The sequence below is a fragment of the Streptomyces sp. NPDC026500 genome (genome assembly GCF_055567635.1).
In genome coordinates, this window is sequence record NZ_JBVHQB010000004.1 from 59,908 (window position 1) to 75,192 (window position 15,285).

14 protein-coding genes are annotated in these 15,285 nt (G+C 71.2%); 3 read left to right on the plus strand and 11 right to left on the minus strand.

Annotation, left to right across the window (positions count from 1 at the left end; genetic code table 11):
• Window positions 1–334: 334 nt before the first annotated feature.
• The 3 genes from ACZ4N5_RS08530 to ACZ4N5_RS08540 form a co-directional block, all read right to left on the minus strand.
• Window positions 335–1,129: a polyprenol monophosphomannose synthase gene (locus ACZ4N5_RS08530; protein ID WP_467756365.1), complete on the minus strand. Its 795-nt coding sequence runs from the start codon at window positions 1,127–1,129 to the stop codon at window positions 335–337.
• Window positions 1,130–1,669: 540 nt separating this feature from the next.
• The gene (locus ACZ4N5_RS08535) at window positions 1,670–3,286 is read right to left on the minus strand and encodes an amidohydrolase (protein WP_467756366.1); all 1,617 of its coding nucleotides are present in this window, start codon (window positions 3,284–3,286) and stop codon (window positions 1,670–1,672) included.
• A 364-nt stretch (window positions 3,287–3,650) separates the two neighbouring features.
• Window positions 3,651–4,091 (minus strand): Lrp/AsnC family transcriptional regulator, encoded by a 441-nt coding sequence (locus tag ACZ4N5_RS08540; protein WP_037621061.1) that lies wholly within the window; start codon window positions 4,089–4,091, stop codon window positions 3,651–3,653.
• A 268-nt stretch (window positions 4,092–4,359) separates the two neighbouring features.
• Here ACZ4N5_RS08540 and ACZ4N5_RS08545 point away from each other — a divergent pair, with 268 nt between their 5' ends.
• Window positions 4,360–4,794: a hypothetical protein gene (locus ACZ4N5_RS08545; RefSeq protein ID WP_467756367.1), complete on the plus strand. Its 435-nt coding sequence runs from the start codon at window positions 4,360–4,362 to the stop codon at window positions 4,792–4,794.
• A gap of 13 nt (window positions 4,795–4,807) precedes the next feature.
• Here ACZ4N5_RS08545 and ACZ4N5_RS08550 read toward each other — a convergent pair whose 3' ends face one another.
• A complete protein-coding gene (locus tag ACZ4N5_RS08550) occupies window positions 4,808–5,920 on the minus strand; it encodes a phosphotransferase family protein (RefSeq protein ID WP_467756368.1) in 1,113 nt (370 codons plus the stop codon).
• A 13-nt stretch (window positions 5,921–5,933) separates the two neighbouring features.
• Entirely contained in the window at window positions 5,934–7,046 is a 1,113-nt protein-coding gene (locus ACZ4N5_RS08555) for an Rv3169 family protein (protein WP_467756369.1), read from the minus strand.
• A 330-nt stretch (window positions 7,047–7,376) separates the two neighbouring features.
• Here ACZ4N5_RS08555 and ACZ4N5_RS08560 point away from each other — a divergent pair, with 330 nt between their 5' ends.
• Complete coding sequence (locus ACZ4N5_RS08560) at window positions 7,377–7,706, plus strand: hypothetical protein (protein ID WP_467756370.1); 330 nt, start codon at window positions 7,377–7,379, stop codon at window positions 7,704–7,706.
• On the opposite strand, the gene ACZ4N5_RS08565 is transcribed toward ACZ4N5_RS08560, so the two are convergent.
• The 6 genes from ACZ4N5_RS08565 to ACZ4N5_RS08590 all read right to left on the minus strand — a co-directional run bounded on the left by ACZ4N5_RS08565 (window position 7,669) and on the right by ACZ4N5_RS08590 (window position 14,373).
• Window positions 7,669–8,841 carry an acyl-CoA dehydrogenase family protein gene (locus ACZ4N5_RS08565; protein ID WP_467756371.1) on the minus strand — a complete coding sequence of 391 codons (1,173 nt, stop codon included), beginning with the start codon at window positions 8,839–8,841 and terminating at the stop codon, window positions 7,669–7,671. The two genes, ACZ4N5_RS08560 and ACZ4N5_RS08565, sit on opposite strands and share 38 nt — an antisense overlap.
• Before the next feature lie 240 nt (window positions 8,842–9,081).
• Window positions 9,082–9,741 (minus strand): TetR/AcrR family transcriptional regulator, encoded by a 660-nt coding sequence (locus ACZ4N5_RS08570; protein ID WP_467756372.1) that lies wholly within the window; start codon window positions 9,739–9,741, stop codon window positions 9,082–9,084.
• A 110-nt stretch (window positions 9,742–9,851) separates the two neighbouring features.
• Window positions 9,852–9,998 carry an SCO1431 family membrane protein gene (locus ACZ4N5_RS08575; RefSeq protein WP_355839429.1) on the minus strand — a complete coding sequence of 49 codons (147 nt, stop codon included), beginning with the start codon at window positions 9,996–9,998 and terminating at the stop codon, window positions 9,852–9,854.
• A 281-nt stretch (window positions 9,999–10,279) separates the two neighbouring features.
• The gene (locus ACZ4N5_RS08580) at window positions 10,280–11,632 is read right to left on the minus strand and encodes a peptidase C39 family protein (RefSeq protein WP_467756373.1); all 1,353 of its coding nucleotides are present in this window, start codon (window positions 11,630–11,632) and stop codon (window positions 10,280–10,282) included.
• Window positions 11,633–11,821: 189 nt separating this feature from the next.
• On the minus strand, window positions 11,822–13,363 hold the full coding sequence (locus tag ACZ4N5_RS08585) for an amino acid permease (RefSeq protein ID WP_467756374.1): 1,542 nt from the start codon (window positions 13,361–13,363) through the stop codon (window positions 11,822–11,824).
• Between the two features lie 53 nt (window positions 13,364–13,416).
• Window positions 13,417–14,373 (minus strand): hypothetical protein, encoded by a 957-nt coding sequence (locus ACZ4N5_RS08590; RefSeq protein ID WP_467756375.1) that lies wholly within the window; start codon window positions 14,371–14,373, stop codon window positions 13,417–13,419.
• A 231-nt stretch (window positions 14,374–14,604) separates the two neighbouring features.
• On the opposite strand from ACZ4N5_RS08590, the gene ACZ4N5_RS08595 reads away from it, so the two are divergent.
• The gene (locus tag ACZ4N5_RS08595) at window positions 14,605–15,258 is read left to right on the plus strand and encodes a uridine kinase family protein (RefSeq protein WP_467756376.1); all 654 of its coding nucleotides are present in this window, start codon (window positions 14,605–14,607) and stop codon (window positions 15,256–15,258) included.
• Window positions 15,259–15,285 lie beyond the last annotated feature (27 nt).

Below are 15,285 nucleotides of genomic sequence, written 5' to 3' on the forward strand. Positions count from 1 at the left end.
TGCGCCCCGCGTGGGCGCCAGGACGGGCTTGTGAGCCGCTGGAGGCGCCGACGGGAGCCGGTCCCGGCGCCTGGGACGCCGGAACGGGAGCCGGTCCCGGCGTCGGGACTGCTTGCGGGCCGGTCCCGACGCCTGGCGTCAGGGCTGCTTGTGGGCCGGTCCCGGCGTCATGGCTGCTTGCGGCGGGCTGTGATCCGCCCGCAGCTGGAGGCGCCGACGGGGAGCCGGTCCCAGCGTCTGGGACGCCGGACGGGGAGCCGGTCCCGACGTCTGGCGTCAGGGCTGCTGGCGGGCCCGTCCCGGCGTCAGGACCGTCTGCGGGCCGGTCCCGGCGTCAGGGCTGCTTGCGGCGGGCTGTGATCCGTCCGACCCGCTCGCCCACACCCCATGTGGTGACGCGCCACAGCGCCTCCACGAGGATGTCGCGGCTCATCTTGGAATCGCCCAGCTCGCGTTCGACGAAGGTGATCGGAACCTCGACGACGTGATAGCCGGCCTTCACGGCGCGGCGGGCCAGGTCGACCTGGAAGCAGTAGCCCTGGGAGGCGACCTCACCGAGGCCGAGGCCTTCGAGGGTCTCGCGGCGGAAGGCGCGGTAGCCCCCGGTCACGTCCCGGATCGGTACGTCGAGCAGGACTCGGGAGTAGAGGCTGCCGCCGCGCGAGATGAACTCGCGGGACTTGGGCCAGTTCACCACCCGGCCGCCCGGCACCCAGCGCGAGCCGAGCACGAGGTCGGCCCCCTTGAGAGCGGTCAGCAGGCGGGGAAGTTCCTCCGGCTGGTGCGAGCCGTCGGCGTCCATCTCGATGAGCACGCCGTAGCCGTGCTCCAGGCCCCAGCGGAAGCCCGCGAGGTAGGCGGCACCGAGCCCTTCCTTGCCCTTGCGGTGCAAGACCTGGACGTTCTCGTCATCGGCGGCCAGCTCGTCGGCGAGCTTGCCCGTGCCGTCGGGGCTGTTGTCGTCCGCCACCAGAACGTGCGCCTCGGGCACGGCGGATCGCACCCGGCCGACGATCTTCTTGATGTTCTCCGCCTCGTTATAGGTCGGAATGATCACCAAGGCCGTGCCGAGCGGGCCGAACTGCCTCCCCTGGGCTTCCGCCGCGAGGGTCCCGTCGCCGTCGTTCACTGCTGCCCCTTCGTATCCGTACGCAGGGGTCCACCATAGTGCGCCCAACCTGCGCTGCTGCGTCGCGGCGGTCCTACGGGGGTGTCGATTCCCCAAGAGGCGGGTAAGAGCAGACGCGCCGGGGCGGAAATCGCCTCCTGCGGATCGGGGCCCGGCGCCCTTCGGGCCGACCAGGGACCCGCTGGCTGCGGGTCGACCGAAAGCCGTTGTCTACTGAACGTCCGGGCCCCACCCGGGTCGCACCTGCCGACTTGTCGGAACGTTCGCTCGCCTCGCGGCGCCGGCGCTGGGCCTGGCTCCCAGTGGCGGTGCGCCGGTGCGGCACACCACCCCTGACCCAGCGGCGCTGCGAGGCCGCGCGGAAGTTCCCCGGTCGGCCGTCCGGTGGTGGACCCGGCCGAACCTACCCGCCCCCTGCGGCCAGCTGTCAACACTGGCCTGATCTGCGCCTATTCCGACAAAGCCCTGGTCAGCGCCCGGGACGCGCAGGTCGAGCAACGGGGTACTGGGCCCTGAACGCGGCCCTGGGCCCCCGGTACATCACTCGTTAGGCCGTACGAATACCGTCCGTCCGCCGACCACGGTGCGCAGGCAGACGGGCAGGTCGTTGCCGGGGGTCAGGTCAGGCAGCCCCGGAGTGCCGGAGCGGGGGTCGGTGGACCAGCGCGCGACCCGGTCGTCGGGGGCCTGCACGACGAGGTGGCCCGTGCGCCACACGGCGTAGTCCGCGGGCGCGCCGGGCACCAGGATGCCCGCGTCGTCCCGTCCGACGGCCCGCCAGCCGCCCCGCGTATGCGCCGTGAAGGCGGCGCGCACGGACACCCGGTGCTCGGGCGTCCGGTGGAAGGCCGCGGCACGGACGGTGCCCCAGGGATCGAGCGGGGTGACGGGGCTGTCGGAGCCGAAGGCCAGCGGCACACCGGCGCGCAGCAGGGCCGCGAACGGGTTGAGGGTGCGGGCCCGTTCGGCGCCCAGGCGCTGGGCGTACATACCGTCCTCGCCGCCCCACAGCGCGTCGAACGCGGGCTGCACGGAAGCGGTGAGGCCGAGTTCGGCGAAGCCCGCGACGGTCTCGGGGGTGAGCATCTCGGCGTGCTCGACGCGATGCCGGGCGGCCCGCACGCGGGCCAGACCGACCTTCTCGGCGGCGCCGCGGACGCCCTCGACCACGGAGGCCACCGCGGCGTCCCCGATGGCGTGGAAGCCCGCCTGGAGGCCCGCCTCGGTACAGGCCACCACATGCGCGGCGACGGCGTCGGCGTCGAGGTGGACGACGCCGGTGTGATCGGCGTCGAGATACGGCTCGTGCAGGCAGGCGGTGTGCGAGCCGAGGGAGCCGTCGACGAAGAGGTCGCCCGCCGCGCCGAGGGCGCCGAGGCCGCGTGCCTTCTCGACATCGCTGTCGGCCCAGTAGCCGACGACCCTCGGTCCGGGCTCCTCCGCGGCGAGCCGGAGCAGGCCGGTGAAGTCGTCCTCGGAGGAGATCTCGGGGCCCGCGCACTCGTGCACGGAGCCGATGCCGAGCGAGGCGGCGTGGGCGAGCGCGGCACGCTGGGCCTCGGTGCGCTGTTCGGCGCCGACCGCGCCGAGGGCCGCGGCGCGCACGGCGTGGTGGGCGTCGCGGGTCAGCGGACCGTCGGGCGCGTACCCGGCACGCGCCGTGACACCGGGGACCAGGTCCAGGAGCGCGCTGGTGGCCACCGCGGAGTGCACGTCGATGCGCGAGAGGTAGAGCGGGCGCCCGCCGGTCGCCTGATCGAGTTCGGCGCGGGTCGGGGGGCGGCCGCCGGGCCAGCGGGCCGCGTCCCAGCCGTGACCGAGCAGCACCCGGTCGGCCGGACGGGCGGCGGCGAAGTCGCGTACGAGGGCGAGGGCCGCGTCCAGGGACGGCGCGTCGGAGAGGTCGAGGCCGGTGAGCGCGAGCCCGGTGGCGGTGGTGTGCACATGCGCGTCGGTGAACGCCGGGGTGACCAGGGCGCCTTCGAGGTCCACGACCTCGTCGACCCCCTCGGCGAAGGCGTCGGCGGCCCCTTCCGAGCCGACCCAGGCGACTTGGCCCCGTTCCACGACCATGGCGGTGGCGAAGGGGTCGGCGGGGCTGTGGACTTCTCCACCGCGCAGCAGCACGGTGTCCGACGGGGCGGTGCTCTCACTCATGGGGACAGTCTCGCGCCTCTCGGCGGCCGGCCGTCGCCCGGGTGGGGTCGGCGCGGCCGCGTGGCGGGTCCGCCTGCCCGTCCGGACGACCCGCGTGATCGGCTGGGCGGAGGTGCGAGCCGCCCGGACGGACCTCCGTGATCGCGCGGCGGGCCCGCACGGCCGCTTGGACGGATCGGCGTGGGCTCCCGAACGGGTCCGCGCGATCGCGCGGACGCCCCTGTACGGCGCCGCCCGGACAGGCCGGCGTCACCGCGCCGGCGAGCTTGCGCGACCGCCACCACTGGCCTGCGTGGCCGAGCGGAGCATTCCGTCCGGCAACCCGGGCTGGGCGGTCACCGTGCGGGGCGGGCGGGCCGGCCGGTCAGATGCGCGGCGGGCGGGATTCGTACGGTGTCGACAGGACGACCGTGGTCCGGGTCGACACGCCCGCGAGCGCTCGCAACCGCCCGAGGAGTTCCTCGAGTTCGTGCGGGGTGGAGACACGCACCTTGAGGATGTAGTTCTCGTCGCCCGCGACGCTGTGGCAGGCCTCGATCTCCGGGACACCCGCGAGGCGTTCGGCGATGTCGTCGGGGGCGCTGGGGTCGAACGGTTTCACCGAGATGAAGGCGGTCAGGGGCAGCCCGACGGCCTCCGGGTCCACGACCGCGGCATAGCCCCGGATGACGCCGCGCTGCTCCAGCCGGCGCACCCGCTGGTGCACGGCGGACGTGGACAGGCCCGTGGCCTTGCCCAGGTCGGTGTAACTCATCCGCCCGTCTGCGACGAGCAGCTGCACGATCTGTCGGTCCAGCTCCTCCATGGCGCAAGAACCTACAGGTCCGTTGATCCTGCGGGATACCTCAGCGGTGCAGGTCATACCCGCTTTGTGATGTGGCTTAGAGTCAGTCGCGCGCCACCTGGTGGAGAAATTCCGCCGGGCCAGGCACCTGCGGGCGGCATGTGACGAACGACACATGGATGCAACCGGGTCCGTGATGTTCACGTGATTACCGCAGAGACGGGACGGGAAGTGCTTGCTGTGGTCGAGGTCGCAGCGCCTTGTCGGCCCACCCGAGGGGGAGAATCCCATGCAGAGTCTTAAGCGCCCTGGTCGTACCGCACCCAAGCGGCAGCAGTCCGTTCTCGAGCCCGAGCCGGAGGGTGTCGAATCCGACGCCCTGGACGGCGACGAGTTCGACGCGTACGACACTTTTGAGATGTACCGGGTGATCTGCCCGGACTGCGCGCAGCCGATCGCGCTGCTGGCGGACGAGGAAGTCCTGCCGGAGCACGCGCTGTGCGCCTCCCCGTGGAACCCGTTCGGGCTCACGGTCTGCTCGGGCACCGGCCGCACGGCCGGCGAAGCGCGGCCCGCGGACGAGACCGCGGAACTCCAGGAGCAGGACACGGCCCTGCTGTTGACGCTCCCTCAGGGCCTCGACTGGCGGACGCAGCCGTTCTCCCACGTGGGCGGGCCGGGCTCGCGCCCGATGCGCGTTCCCGACATGCGGCGCGCGGCCTGACAGGTCGGCGCGCTCAGCGGGCGACGCCCGGTTCATCCCAGTAGCTGCCCTGCACCATGGCCCGCAGGCTGCCGTGGTGCAGGATCAGCGTGTCCGGGTCCGGGGGGACGGTCACCTCGCCGAAGTGCGCCTGGCGGTAGGCGATGCGCAGCATGACGATCGCGTGCCGCAGGGCGGCGTACAGCGTGTAGAAGTCCATGTCGCGGGGTGTGTGGCCGGTGAGGCGGGCGTAGCGGGCCTCGACGCGGTCGCGGCGCAGGAAGCCGGGCAGCCCCGGCTGTCCGAAGCCCGCGGTCAGGTCCTGGAAGAAGCGATGGAGGTAGACGGTCCAGCCGAGGTCGACCTCGCGCGGGGCCAAAGCCGCCATCTCCCAGTCGAGCACCGCGACGGGGTCGAAGCCGTCGTAGATGACGTTCCCGATGCGCGCGTCGCCCCAGTTGAGCACCGCTTCGCCCTCGTCGCGCGGCCACAGGGTCTCCAGCCTGCGGAAAGCGCTCTCGATGAGCGGCGAACGCGACCGCCCCTCGATCACCCATGCGTAGTAGGCGCGTTGGGCCGCCACATGCCGGTGCAGCGGGCTGCCGTCTCCGGGCAGGGCGAGGAAGTCCGCCTCCTTGAGGGGGACTTGGTCGTGGAGCCGGGCGAGAAGCGCGATCGAGGCCGCCTCGAGGTGCTCGCGTTCCTGGTCGCTCGCCGCGTGCAGCCAATTGCCCTCGTACGTATAGGGCATGACGTCCGGAGGTACGCGCCCGTCGACGCGTTCCATCACGAAGAACGGTGCCCCGAGCGGCCCGGGGTCCTCCTCCAGCCATCGCACGCGCGGCACCGGCAGTTCGCTGCGCTCGCCGACCAGACGCATCGTGCGGTACTGCCGCACCATGTCGTAGACGGGGAACACGGTGTACGCGCCCGGGTCCGCCGCGAGTCTCAACGCGCAGGCGCGCAGCGGTGGTTCGGGGTGTTCGATGTCGAAGAGCAGGGTCTCGCTGGACAGGCCGTTGGATTCGGGGACGGTCACGTTCACCACCTCGGCGCCCGGGAGGCGGGTGCCCAGCCAGGCGGTCAGCCTGCGCGCGAGTTCCTCGGGGTCACGCGTGGTCGTACGCGGGCGGGGTGCCGTGGCCATCTCGCCACTCCTCTCAGGGCGCGACCGAGTCGAACCCGGTGAAGCCGCTCGGATCATGGCGGCCGAACGAGCCGTGCTCGAAGATCCCGTACCCGACCTGCCCGTCGAGGGTGAAGCGGGCGGCGTGGTCGGTCACCCCGTAGCGCGCGAGGGGATGCGCGGCCGGATCGGAGAGGTCGTAGACGCGGTGGTCCGTCCAGCCGCGGCCCCGCCAGGTGCCGTGCTGCCAGTCGTCGGCCGGCGGATACCCCGCGCCGACCGCGAGCGGGGACGAGGCCAGCACCTCCACCCCCAGCTCCAGCGGCTTGCGGTCCACGGACCGGGTGAGGTGGAGAACGGCCGAGGTGGGGTGACGGGTGCCCGAGCGGTAGGTGATGTCCGCCTGGGGCCAGCCGAGTTGGAGGTCCCGCTCGCCGTCGCGCACGAGGGTCGCGTCGCCCAGCGAGCGGTATCCGTCGGCGTCCTCCTGGACGACGACCATCAGGAAGCGGTCCTCGAAGCGCACCGGGCACCAGATCCAGTGGAATCCCTCGGTCGGGTTCTCGGCGGCGAGTCGGCCGCCCTCCTCCCCCGGGATCGGGCGCACTCCCCAGCTGCGGTCCCGGGTGCCGGTCCACTCCCCCGGGCTGACGGGTATCTCCTCGCCGCCGACGCGTATGACGCCCTCGACCCCGCCCGCCTGTACGAAGCGACGGCCCTCCAGGGTGAGCCGGCCGCCGCGCCGCTGAACGTGGTGCGGCTCCCAGAGGGCCGGGAAGTCGGCGGTCCAGGTGATGTCGTACGCCAGGGAGTCGACGTCCGAGCGCAGCCGCAGCCGGCGCAGCGGCTCCTCGACGGTGATCCGCAGGGGCCCCACGGCCAGGTTCGTCCGGTCATCGCCGAGCGCGTCGGAGGCCCGGACGGCGTGCAGCGCGTCGCCGAGGCGGAGTGTGGCGTAGGCGTCGATCACGCCGACGTTCGGATAGACGCCGAGGCCGAGGATCAGCAGGGCCCGGCCCCGGTGGTCGAGGACGTGGAAGATGCAGCGGTCGTAGGCGTTCCGGTCACCGCCGGCGACATGCTTCATGGACAGCGGGACCTGGTGCACGGGGTACTCGTCGAGGGGGACGGGGCGGTCGTCGTTCACGTCAAGCCTCCCAAGGCGCTCGGCAGTTGACGTCGCCCGGAGGGGCACGGCCCCCGGCGGCGGAATTGACGGTACGTCAGATATGAGCCGAGGGCCAGACAGCGCGCTCCCGCGCTGACCTCGCAGGGGTCCCGTCGCGAACGCACGCCCGATTCCGTGGGCGGGTGACCTGTCCACCCGACCGCGCGTTGCCCCGGTATGAGCCCCACACCTTCCGCGACCGGGCGCCGACGCCGGATCATCGTCCCGGCTCCGACGGAATCGGTTCACTGGGCACCGCCGCCACCGCCACCCCCGCCGGTCCAGGATCCGCCCATCTACCGCGCCCTGATGCGTACCTGGGCCGACCGCGGCCGCACGCTGCCGGGCCGCCACGACCCCGAGTGGGTGCGTCTGGCGGCGCCCTCGGTGATGTACGGGTACGGGCAGTTCGGCGCGATCACGGAACCGCGGGGGGAGGCGCGCTTCGTCCCGGGCCGGGATCCGCACGGCGAGGGGCAGTTCAACGCCTCCCGGGACCCGCGCAACGAGTTCGGCGTGAGTGCCGATCCGCGGCGCGAGTTCGGCGTGAGTGCGGACCCCCGGGGCGAGTTCGGGGCGCACCGGGACCCGCGCGCCGAAGTCAGCGCGCCTCGGGACCCACGAGGTGGCGCGCGATGACCATGCGCTGGATCTGGTTGGTGCCCTCGACGATCTGGAGGACCTTCGCCTCGCGCATGTACCGCTCGGCCGGGAAGTCGGCGGTGTAGCCGTATCCGCCCAGGACCTGGACGGCGTCCGTGGTGACCTTCATCGCGGCGTCCGTGCACAGCAGCTTCGCCATGGCCGCCTGCTTGGAGAAGGGCCGGCCCGCGTCGCGCAGCCGTGCCGCGGCCAGGCAGAGCGCGCGGCCGGCCTCGATCCCGGTGGCCATGTCCGCGAGCATGAAGCGCAGCCCCTGGAAGTCCGAGATCCGCCGCCCGAACTGGCGCCGCCCGGTGGCGTACGCGACGGCCTCGTCCAGCGCGGCCTGGGCCACGCCGGTCGCGCAGGCCGCGATCCCGAGCCGCCCGGAGTCGAGCGCCGACAGGGCGATCGCGAAGCCCTGGCCCTCGTCACCGAGGCGTCGGCCGTCGGCGACCCGCACCCCCTCGAAGTGGACCTGCGCGGTCGGTGAACCCTTCATGCCCATCTTCCTCTCGGGCGGCGAAGCACTCAGCCCCTCGGCGTCACCGGGTACCAGGAAGGCCGTGATGCCGCGCGAACCCTCGACGCCGGTGCGCGCGAACACGGTGTAGAAGTCGGCCACCCCACCGTGCGTGGTCCACGCCTTGGTGCCGGTGATCACCCAGTCGTCCCCCTGCCGCACCGCCTTCGTCCGCAGCGAGGCGGCGTCGGAACCCGAGGACGGTTCGGAGAGGCAGTACGCGCCGAGGAGGCCGCCGCCGAGCATCGCGGGCAGATGCTCGGCCCGCTGCTCCTCGGTGCCGTAGTTCGCGAGGGCGTGGCAGGCCAGGGTGTGGACGCTGAGGCCGAGGCCCACGGTGAGGCGGGCCATGGCGAGCTCTTCGAGGACCTGGAGGTAGACCTCGTACGGCTGGCCGCCGCCACCGAGGCCCAAGTCGTACGGCAGTCCGAGCAGTCCGGATTCCGAGAGCAGCCCGAAGACCTCGCGGGGGAAGCGTCCGGCGTCCTCCTCGTCGGCCGCCTTCGGGGCGATCTCGCGGCGCGTGATGTCGCGGACGAGCGCGATCAGATCCCGCGCCTCGTCCGTGGGCAGTTGACGGTCCACCGGCTGCGGGGGGTGATCGGGCACGGTGACGCTCCTCCGTGTTCGGGCACATCGGCGTACGCCCACCCGGGTGGAGCGGCGCCGGGTCTCACCTGGCCCAGCCGATGCTCCCGGTCCGGATCACGGAACCCGTCCACCGGCGGCCGTGGCGCCGGGAGTATGCCCGAACGGAGGCACACCCGCACCGGATGACGACCACCTGCCGACGGGACGGGGAATTGGTCCGAACCATTGACAGGGTGGTCTAGTCCTCATACTGTTCCCTCAGTTGTCCCGCCGGGCGTCGGGCGGGGCCGCATAGGAGGGGTCGAGTTCCTCGACAGCGCGCATCGCGCCCCCCAGCATCTTCACCAGCAGTTCGCGCATCGTGTCGCGCGGCAGCGCCGGGTGGCCGATCCAGTCGAGGGTGGCTCCCTCCACACTGTGCAGCCAGCCGAGCAGGGCCATGCGCGGCAGCGCTCCGATCCTGCCCCTGCCGTACGCCCCTTCGGCGATCGTCGCGACGATGGCCTCGCGCACACCCTCGCGTATCGCCTGCACCTCGGTGTCGAAGCCCACGCCGCCGGTGATGATCGTGCGGTAGGCGGCCTGGTTGTGCTCGGCATAGCGGAGATAGCCGTCGATCGTGCGCTGGACCCGCTCCACCGGAGGCAGCTCCACACCGTCGGCGGCCCGGGAGACCAGATCCGCGACCGAGTCCTCGACGATGGCGAGGTAGTAGCCGCGCTTGGACTTGAAGTAGTAGTAGATCAGCCCCTTGGCGACATGCGCCTGACGTGCGATGTCATCCATCGACAGTGCGTCGTACGACGTGTCGGCGAACAACTTCCGTCCGATGGCGATGAGTTCGGCGCGGCGCGCCAGTGAGCGGTCGGTTCCCCGCGCCCGGGGGCGGCCGACGTCACGCTGTTGACTATTATTCAATTTCGGCCCTGGTCTCCAACTGCCGACGGAACATGCGCAGTATGGCAGAACGAGGCCGAGCGCTCATTCGGGTGAGATCGGCGGCCCGGTCGTCCCGGTCGTCGAAGGGCTCAGAGCAGACCGAGCTGCGTCACCAGCATGGCCACGACCACCACGAAGGTCCAGCCCAGGACATGTTCGAGGATCTTCGGGCCGTCGTCCTTGGGGCCCCCGGTGCGGGCGCGGAGACGAGGGGCGGTGGCGGAGCTCGCGGTCATGGCTTCTCGCTGACGTAGTGGTGCGGTGGCATCCCCCGCCTCCCGTCGGCTCCCCACCGACCCGACCACCTTGCCACCGGAGCCGCTTTCACCGGTAGAGAGCTGGATCACGTCCACGCCTCGACCGGCTTCGGATCCCGTGGAATTCCAGCCGGCGCGCACCGCGTGTGCGTCTCGTCACACGACTCCGGCCGACCGGCCGAAAGGTCGCCGATGAGCACGTCCCGGACGGCCCCCGGACGGCCGGGCGGCCCCCACTGCCCAGGGGGCCGCCCCGCGGATCACCGGACGCCCACCGCCGCGAGCGCCTTGCGCTGCCGCGCCGAGGGATGCGCCGGGAAGTACAGGTAGCAGACCCCGCCGGTTCCGGAGACGACCTTCCCGGAGGCGTTGTAGCGCTTGGTCCGCAGCCAGATGTTCTCGAACTCGGAGCGCTTGTAGACCCTGCGTACCGCGTCGTCGCCGGGCGACGCCGGGTCGTTGGCGATCACGTCGCCGTCCGCGGTGAACCCTATGACCGTCATGAGGTGGCCCGAGGTGCCGTAACCCGCGCCCGTCAGCTCGGTCTTGAGGAACGACTGGGACGTTATGGCCGGGATGCCCGCGGCGATCAGGGTCTCCAGGTCGGTGAGCGAGCCGAGCCGCGTCACCACGCCCTGGAGGTCCTTGTACGTGGACGCGTAGGCGGCGTTGAAGGGCCAGTTGCCGCAGCCGGTGTACTGGTAGTCGTAGGTGGACCGGGCGGCGAGGCACACCTGCGGGTCGGTGTACGTCGGGTCGACCCAGGCGAGCTGCTCGGCAGTGGGCCTGCGTCCCCAGTACTCGATGATCATCTGCGACGAGGTGGGACTGCACCAGGCCTCACCGCCGTTGTCGTACTCGGGGTACTGACCGGCGTGGATCTCCTGCGAGTAGCGCGGAACCTTCAGCTCCTGGGCGAGACCCGGGGTCGAGGCCGGGACCGTGAACCGGTCCGGGATGTCGGAGCCCATGGCGCCGAGTCGCCACACGGTGGGCGTGACCCTGGAGTCCGGGGTGCGGTAGAGGGTCAGGCGCAGCCGGTACGAGACGAGGCGCAGACCGGAGCCGGCGTCGTCGATGGAGAAGGTGTCCGTCCAGATCGTGCTGCGGCCGTCGGTCTGGTCGTCCACGGAGGTGCGCCTGATGTCCTGGTCGCCGGAGGCCCAGCGGCCCATCACGTACCAGGGGGTGTCCGTGCCGTCGGAGTACGTGCCGGTCAGCTCGACCTGGAGCCAGGTGCCGGCCGGGGTGTGCGCGTTCCAGGAGGCGATGGCCTCCGTGGAGGGGACGGCCAGCCGGTGGACCGGCGAGGTCCAGGTCGCGTACTCCCAGGTGGCGGTCTTGCCGGTGTGCGGGTCGGTGTAGTCCGTGGTGCCGGCCGGAGCGGCGATCACCAGGCCGGGGCGCGCGCCCCGCACGGCCCGCGTGCCGAGCGCGCTGCCTGCGCGCCAGTCGCTGTGCGAGGTCCAGGCGTGATTGTCGACAAGCCCGCCGGGCGCCCTGGTCCGGCGGGCCGGGGCGGCGGCGGCCGTCGGGCCCGCGGCCCCCACCGCCGCCGCGGCGACCGCGGCGGCCAGGACGACTCTGCGGGACGGCTGTTCGGCTCTGCTCATGGGTGGAGAACCCCCAGGTGTCCGGAACGGGCGGGCCCAATGCTCTGTTGTGCGCCAACTATGTACGCCCGGGGCCGACTTCTGCCAGCACTTCGGCCTGTGCCGCGCCTACCAATATTGGTCGGGACCACTGGCATGACCTGGGACGCCTCGGCCCCGGCGGACGCCGGGGCCGAGGCGGACCGATGATCAGACGAGGTCCATGGCTGCGACCTCGTCGGGACGGCCGTAGCTGACGGGGCCTTGGAAACGGCGGCGCGCCGTGGCGAACCACCACACCGTCGCGACGATCAGCACCACGGCCAGGGCGATCGAGGCGTAGTTGAAGTTGTCCCCGGTGATCGGGGAGAACTGGGGCAGCATGAAGAGCACACTGCTGGCGAGGATCCAGGTCACGGCCACCCAGCCGACGGGCTTGCTCCAGCGGCCCAGGTTCCAGGGGCCGGGCTGGAACTCGTCGCCGAGCCGCAGCCGCAGGAAGATCGGCACGGCGTAGGCCAGGAAGAGTCCGACCACGTTGACGCTGACGATGGCGGTGAAGGCGGTGTGCGACCACCAGGCGGGCAGGACGAGGGCCAGCGAGCAGGCGACGGCCAGCCAGACGGCCTTCACGGGCGTACGGGTACGCGGCGAGACGGAGTGCCACCAGCGAGAACCCGGCATCGCGCCGTCCCGGGAGAAGGCGAAGATCTGCCGGGTGTTGCTGGTCAGGTTGGCCAGCCCGCAGAAGAGCATGGACCCGATCACGATGAGCAGAATGAACTTCGCCATGCCCATGCCAAGCCCGTCGATGAGAATCTGCACGGGCGGCGTCGAGGAGCCGGCGACCTGGTCATAATCATGAACGCTGTACACAAGGGCAAGCATGAGGATGAGCCCGGTGATCGCCGAATAGCCGATCGAACGGGTGATCCCCTTCGGTGCGTTGACCGTGGCCCGCACCGTTTCCTCGGACATGTGGAAGCTGCCGTCGAAGCCGGTGAAGGTCCAGCTGGTGACCAGCAGGCCGAGCATCCCGCCGTAAATCCCGTTCGTGAAACCGGTGTTGTTCGCGAAATGCGTGACGAACGAGGCCGACTGATGATCGTCGGGCATCACGATGAGTGTGCTCACGATCACTACGAGCCCGATCAGCAGCCACCACACGGAGATCCGGTTGAGCAGGGCGACCAGTTGGACGGTGTAGGTATTGGCCAAACCCTGGAGCACGATGATGAGCGCCGTGATCAGGACGGTCTGCTCGGCGGTCGGCTCGTACGAATGCCACTGCAGTGCGACGAACGCCTGGATGAAGGTGGCGGCCGCGTATCCGGTGGCGGCCGTGCCGCCCACCTGACCCACGAAATTCAGCCACCCCGTGTACCAGGACCAGGCACCCTTGTGCCGCTTGGCGAGCTTGCCTGCGGAGAAATAGAGCGCCCCGCTGGTCGGGTAGGCGGAGGCGACTTCCGCCATCGCGGCGCCGATGAAGAGCACCATCACGGAGACGCCGATCCAGCCGAACACGAGAATGCGCGGACCGCCGGCATTCATTCCGAAGCCGAAGGACGAGAAGATACCCGAAATGATGTTGATGATGGTGAAGGAGATCGCGAAATTGTCGAACGCCTGGAATCGGCGGGTGAGTTTTCGCGGATATCCCATCGCATGAAGCGTCGCGTCGTCGTCGAAGGCGACGGAATCCTTTCCGGCGCCGGTTCTCTGGCGTGGGGGCGATATCCGTTCTGACACAACTGACCTTTCTCTCGGGGGGGTTCAGGACGTCGGGGAGGGAGGGCGGCCGGTCAGCCGGCCCCCGGCACGGGAAGGCCGCAGGCGCGGCGGGCGCGGGAGAACTGCTCCTCGGGTTCGCCGAAGACGCTCCACGGCATGCGGCAGGCGTACGGCCCCATGGCCATCAGGACCGCCCGCGCCTCGAACTCGCGCTGCGCCATGAACAGCGCGTGCGCCAGATACGCCAGGTCGAGCACGGGCGTGAAGCGGTACCCGGACGCCGCCGGCAGCCAGTTCTGGTAGATCGCGAGCGCCGTGGAACGCCACTGCGGCTGCTCCCAGGTGCGGTCGACCAGCAGTTGTGTGGGGTTATAGCTCTCCACCAGGGCCACCAGCGGCAGCAGCCGCAGCGCCGAGGTGGCGGGGGCGCGCTGGCTCAGGAAGGCGGCGACGTCCCAGGCGGCGTTCACGGAGCCGCCGTAGCGCGTGAAGAAGAACGCCAGGAACCGGTGATGACCCTCGCGGTTCCACGGGTCGAGGCGGAGGATGTGCGAGAACAGGCGCCAGGGGCCGGGCGGCTGGGTCAGCAGCCCCTGCGGAGCGGCGTCACGCAGGTCGTGCAGCCGGGCCATGGACAGCCGGGCGACCCAGGGCGTGGGATCGGCCCGGTCCATCACCGCGGCCCGGTCGCAGGCGGTCAGCGCTATGCGTTCCAGGGCCTCGGCCCGGTCGTCCTTGGCGTCGGCCGCGCGTAACGCCCGCAGCACGGCCACGCGGGCCCACATCAGCGCGGCCTCCGGGGTCTGCTCCTCGGCCAGCCAGCGTTCGGCGAGGTCGGAGTCGGCGGCCTCGGAGGCGAGGACCAGGGAGCGATGGGCCCGCAATCCGAAGTCGGCGCGGGTCTCCGACAGGGCTTCGTGGGCGCTCAGATAGCGGCCGGCCCGGACATCCATGCAGACGCTGGCGAGTCTGCGGTCGTCGGCCGCCGGATGCCACACATACTGCCCCTCGAATAAGCCCGCGGCCATCTTCCCCTGTCCATCCCCATACGACGTCTCGCCGTTGCGCAACAGGAACCCTACTCAGCATCCCGGAGTACCGGAACGCCATATCTGAAATACCTGGTTCCGCAGGTTGTGAACTTTTGGAGCAGGCCCTCAAACTTCTTGAGGATTGTTCAATGAATGGTTCAATACGGCACTACTCTGAACTCGTGGATCCGCCGCGAACGGCGCCTCGATAGAATGTTCGCCAGGCCTATGCCCACCTCGCACCTCACCCCGGGAAGCCCCATTCACGACCTCGCCACACGACTGCGCCGGCTGCCGCCGTCCTGCGGTCCCGTCCGCCTGATCGGCGTGGACGGCCACGCGGGCTCCGGAAAGACCACGTTCGCCGGGGAGCTGGCGACGGCTCTGGGCGGCGCACCCGTCCTGCACCTCGACGACATCGCCACCCACGAGGAGCTCTTCGGCTGGACCGGGCGTCTACTGAGCCAGGTGATCGAGCCGTTCGGGCGCGGCGAGACGGCGCGCTATGCCCCGTACGACTGGACCGCCCGGGAGTCCGGACCGGTCCGTGAGCTGCCGGCCGCGCCCGTGGTGCTGCTGGAGGGCGTCGGCGCGGGACGTCGCGCGTTGCGCCCATGGCTCGCGCGACTGCTGTGGATGGAGTTGCCGCACGAGGAGGCCTGGGCGCGGGGGCGGCGACGGGACGGTGAGGCGCAGAGCGACTTCTGGGCCGAATGGGTCCGCGCCGAGCGTCGGCACTTCGCCGAGGACCCCACGCGACCGTTCGCGGACCATGTGGTGCGGCAGTGTCCTGAGGGATACGAGGTGCTGCCGGGGCCCGTTGAGACGTCTGGACCGGACCAGTTCATCACTCACCGTGATGGACCATCCGCAGCGTGCTGAAGTTGTGAAGAGCCACTCCACAGAAGT

Bases quoted from the DNA above. Each gene is read 5' to 3' on its own strand.
- ACZ4N5_RS08535 (WP_467756366.1), bottom strand. From the start codon at position 3,286: ATGAGTGAGAGCACCGCCCCGTCGGACACCGTGCTGCTGCGCGGTGGA.
- ACZ4N5_RS08540 (WP_037621061.1), bottom strand. From the start codon at position 4,091: ATGGAGGAGCTGGACCGACAGATCGTGCAGCTGCTCGTCGCAGACGGG.
- ACZ4N5_RS08545 (WP_467756367.1), top strand. From the start codon at position 4,360: ATGCAGAGTCTTAAGCGCCCTGGTCGTACCGCACCCAAGCGGCAGCAG.
- ACZ4N5_RS08550 (WP_467756368.1), bottom strand. From the start codon at position 5,920: ATGGCCACGGCACCCCGCCCGCGTACGACCACGCGTGACCCCGAGGAA.
- ACZ4N5_RS08560 (WP_467756370.1), top strand. From the start codon at position 7,377: ATGCGTACCTGGGCCGACCGCGGCCGCACGCTGCCGGGCCGCCACGAC.
- ACZ4N5_RS08575 (WP_355839429.1), bottom strand. From the start codon at position 9,998: ATGACCGCGAGCTCCGCCACCGCCCCTCGTCTCCGCGCCCGCACCGGG.
- ACZ4N5_RS08580 (WP_467756373.1), bottom strand. From the start codon at position 11,632: ATGAGCAGAGCCGAACAGCCGTCCCGCAGAGTCGTCCTGGCCGCCGCG.
- ACZ4N5_RS08590 (WP_467756375.1), bottom strand. From the start codon at position 14,373: ATGGCCGCGGGCTTATTCGAGGGGCAGTATGTGTGGCATCCGGCGGCC.
- ACZ4N5_RS08595 (WP_467756376.1), top strand. From the start codon at position 14,605: ATGCCCACCTCGCACCTCACCCCGGGAAGCCCCATTCACGACCTCGCC.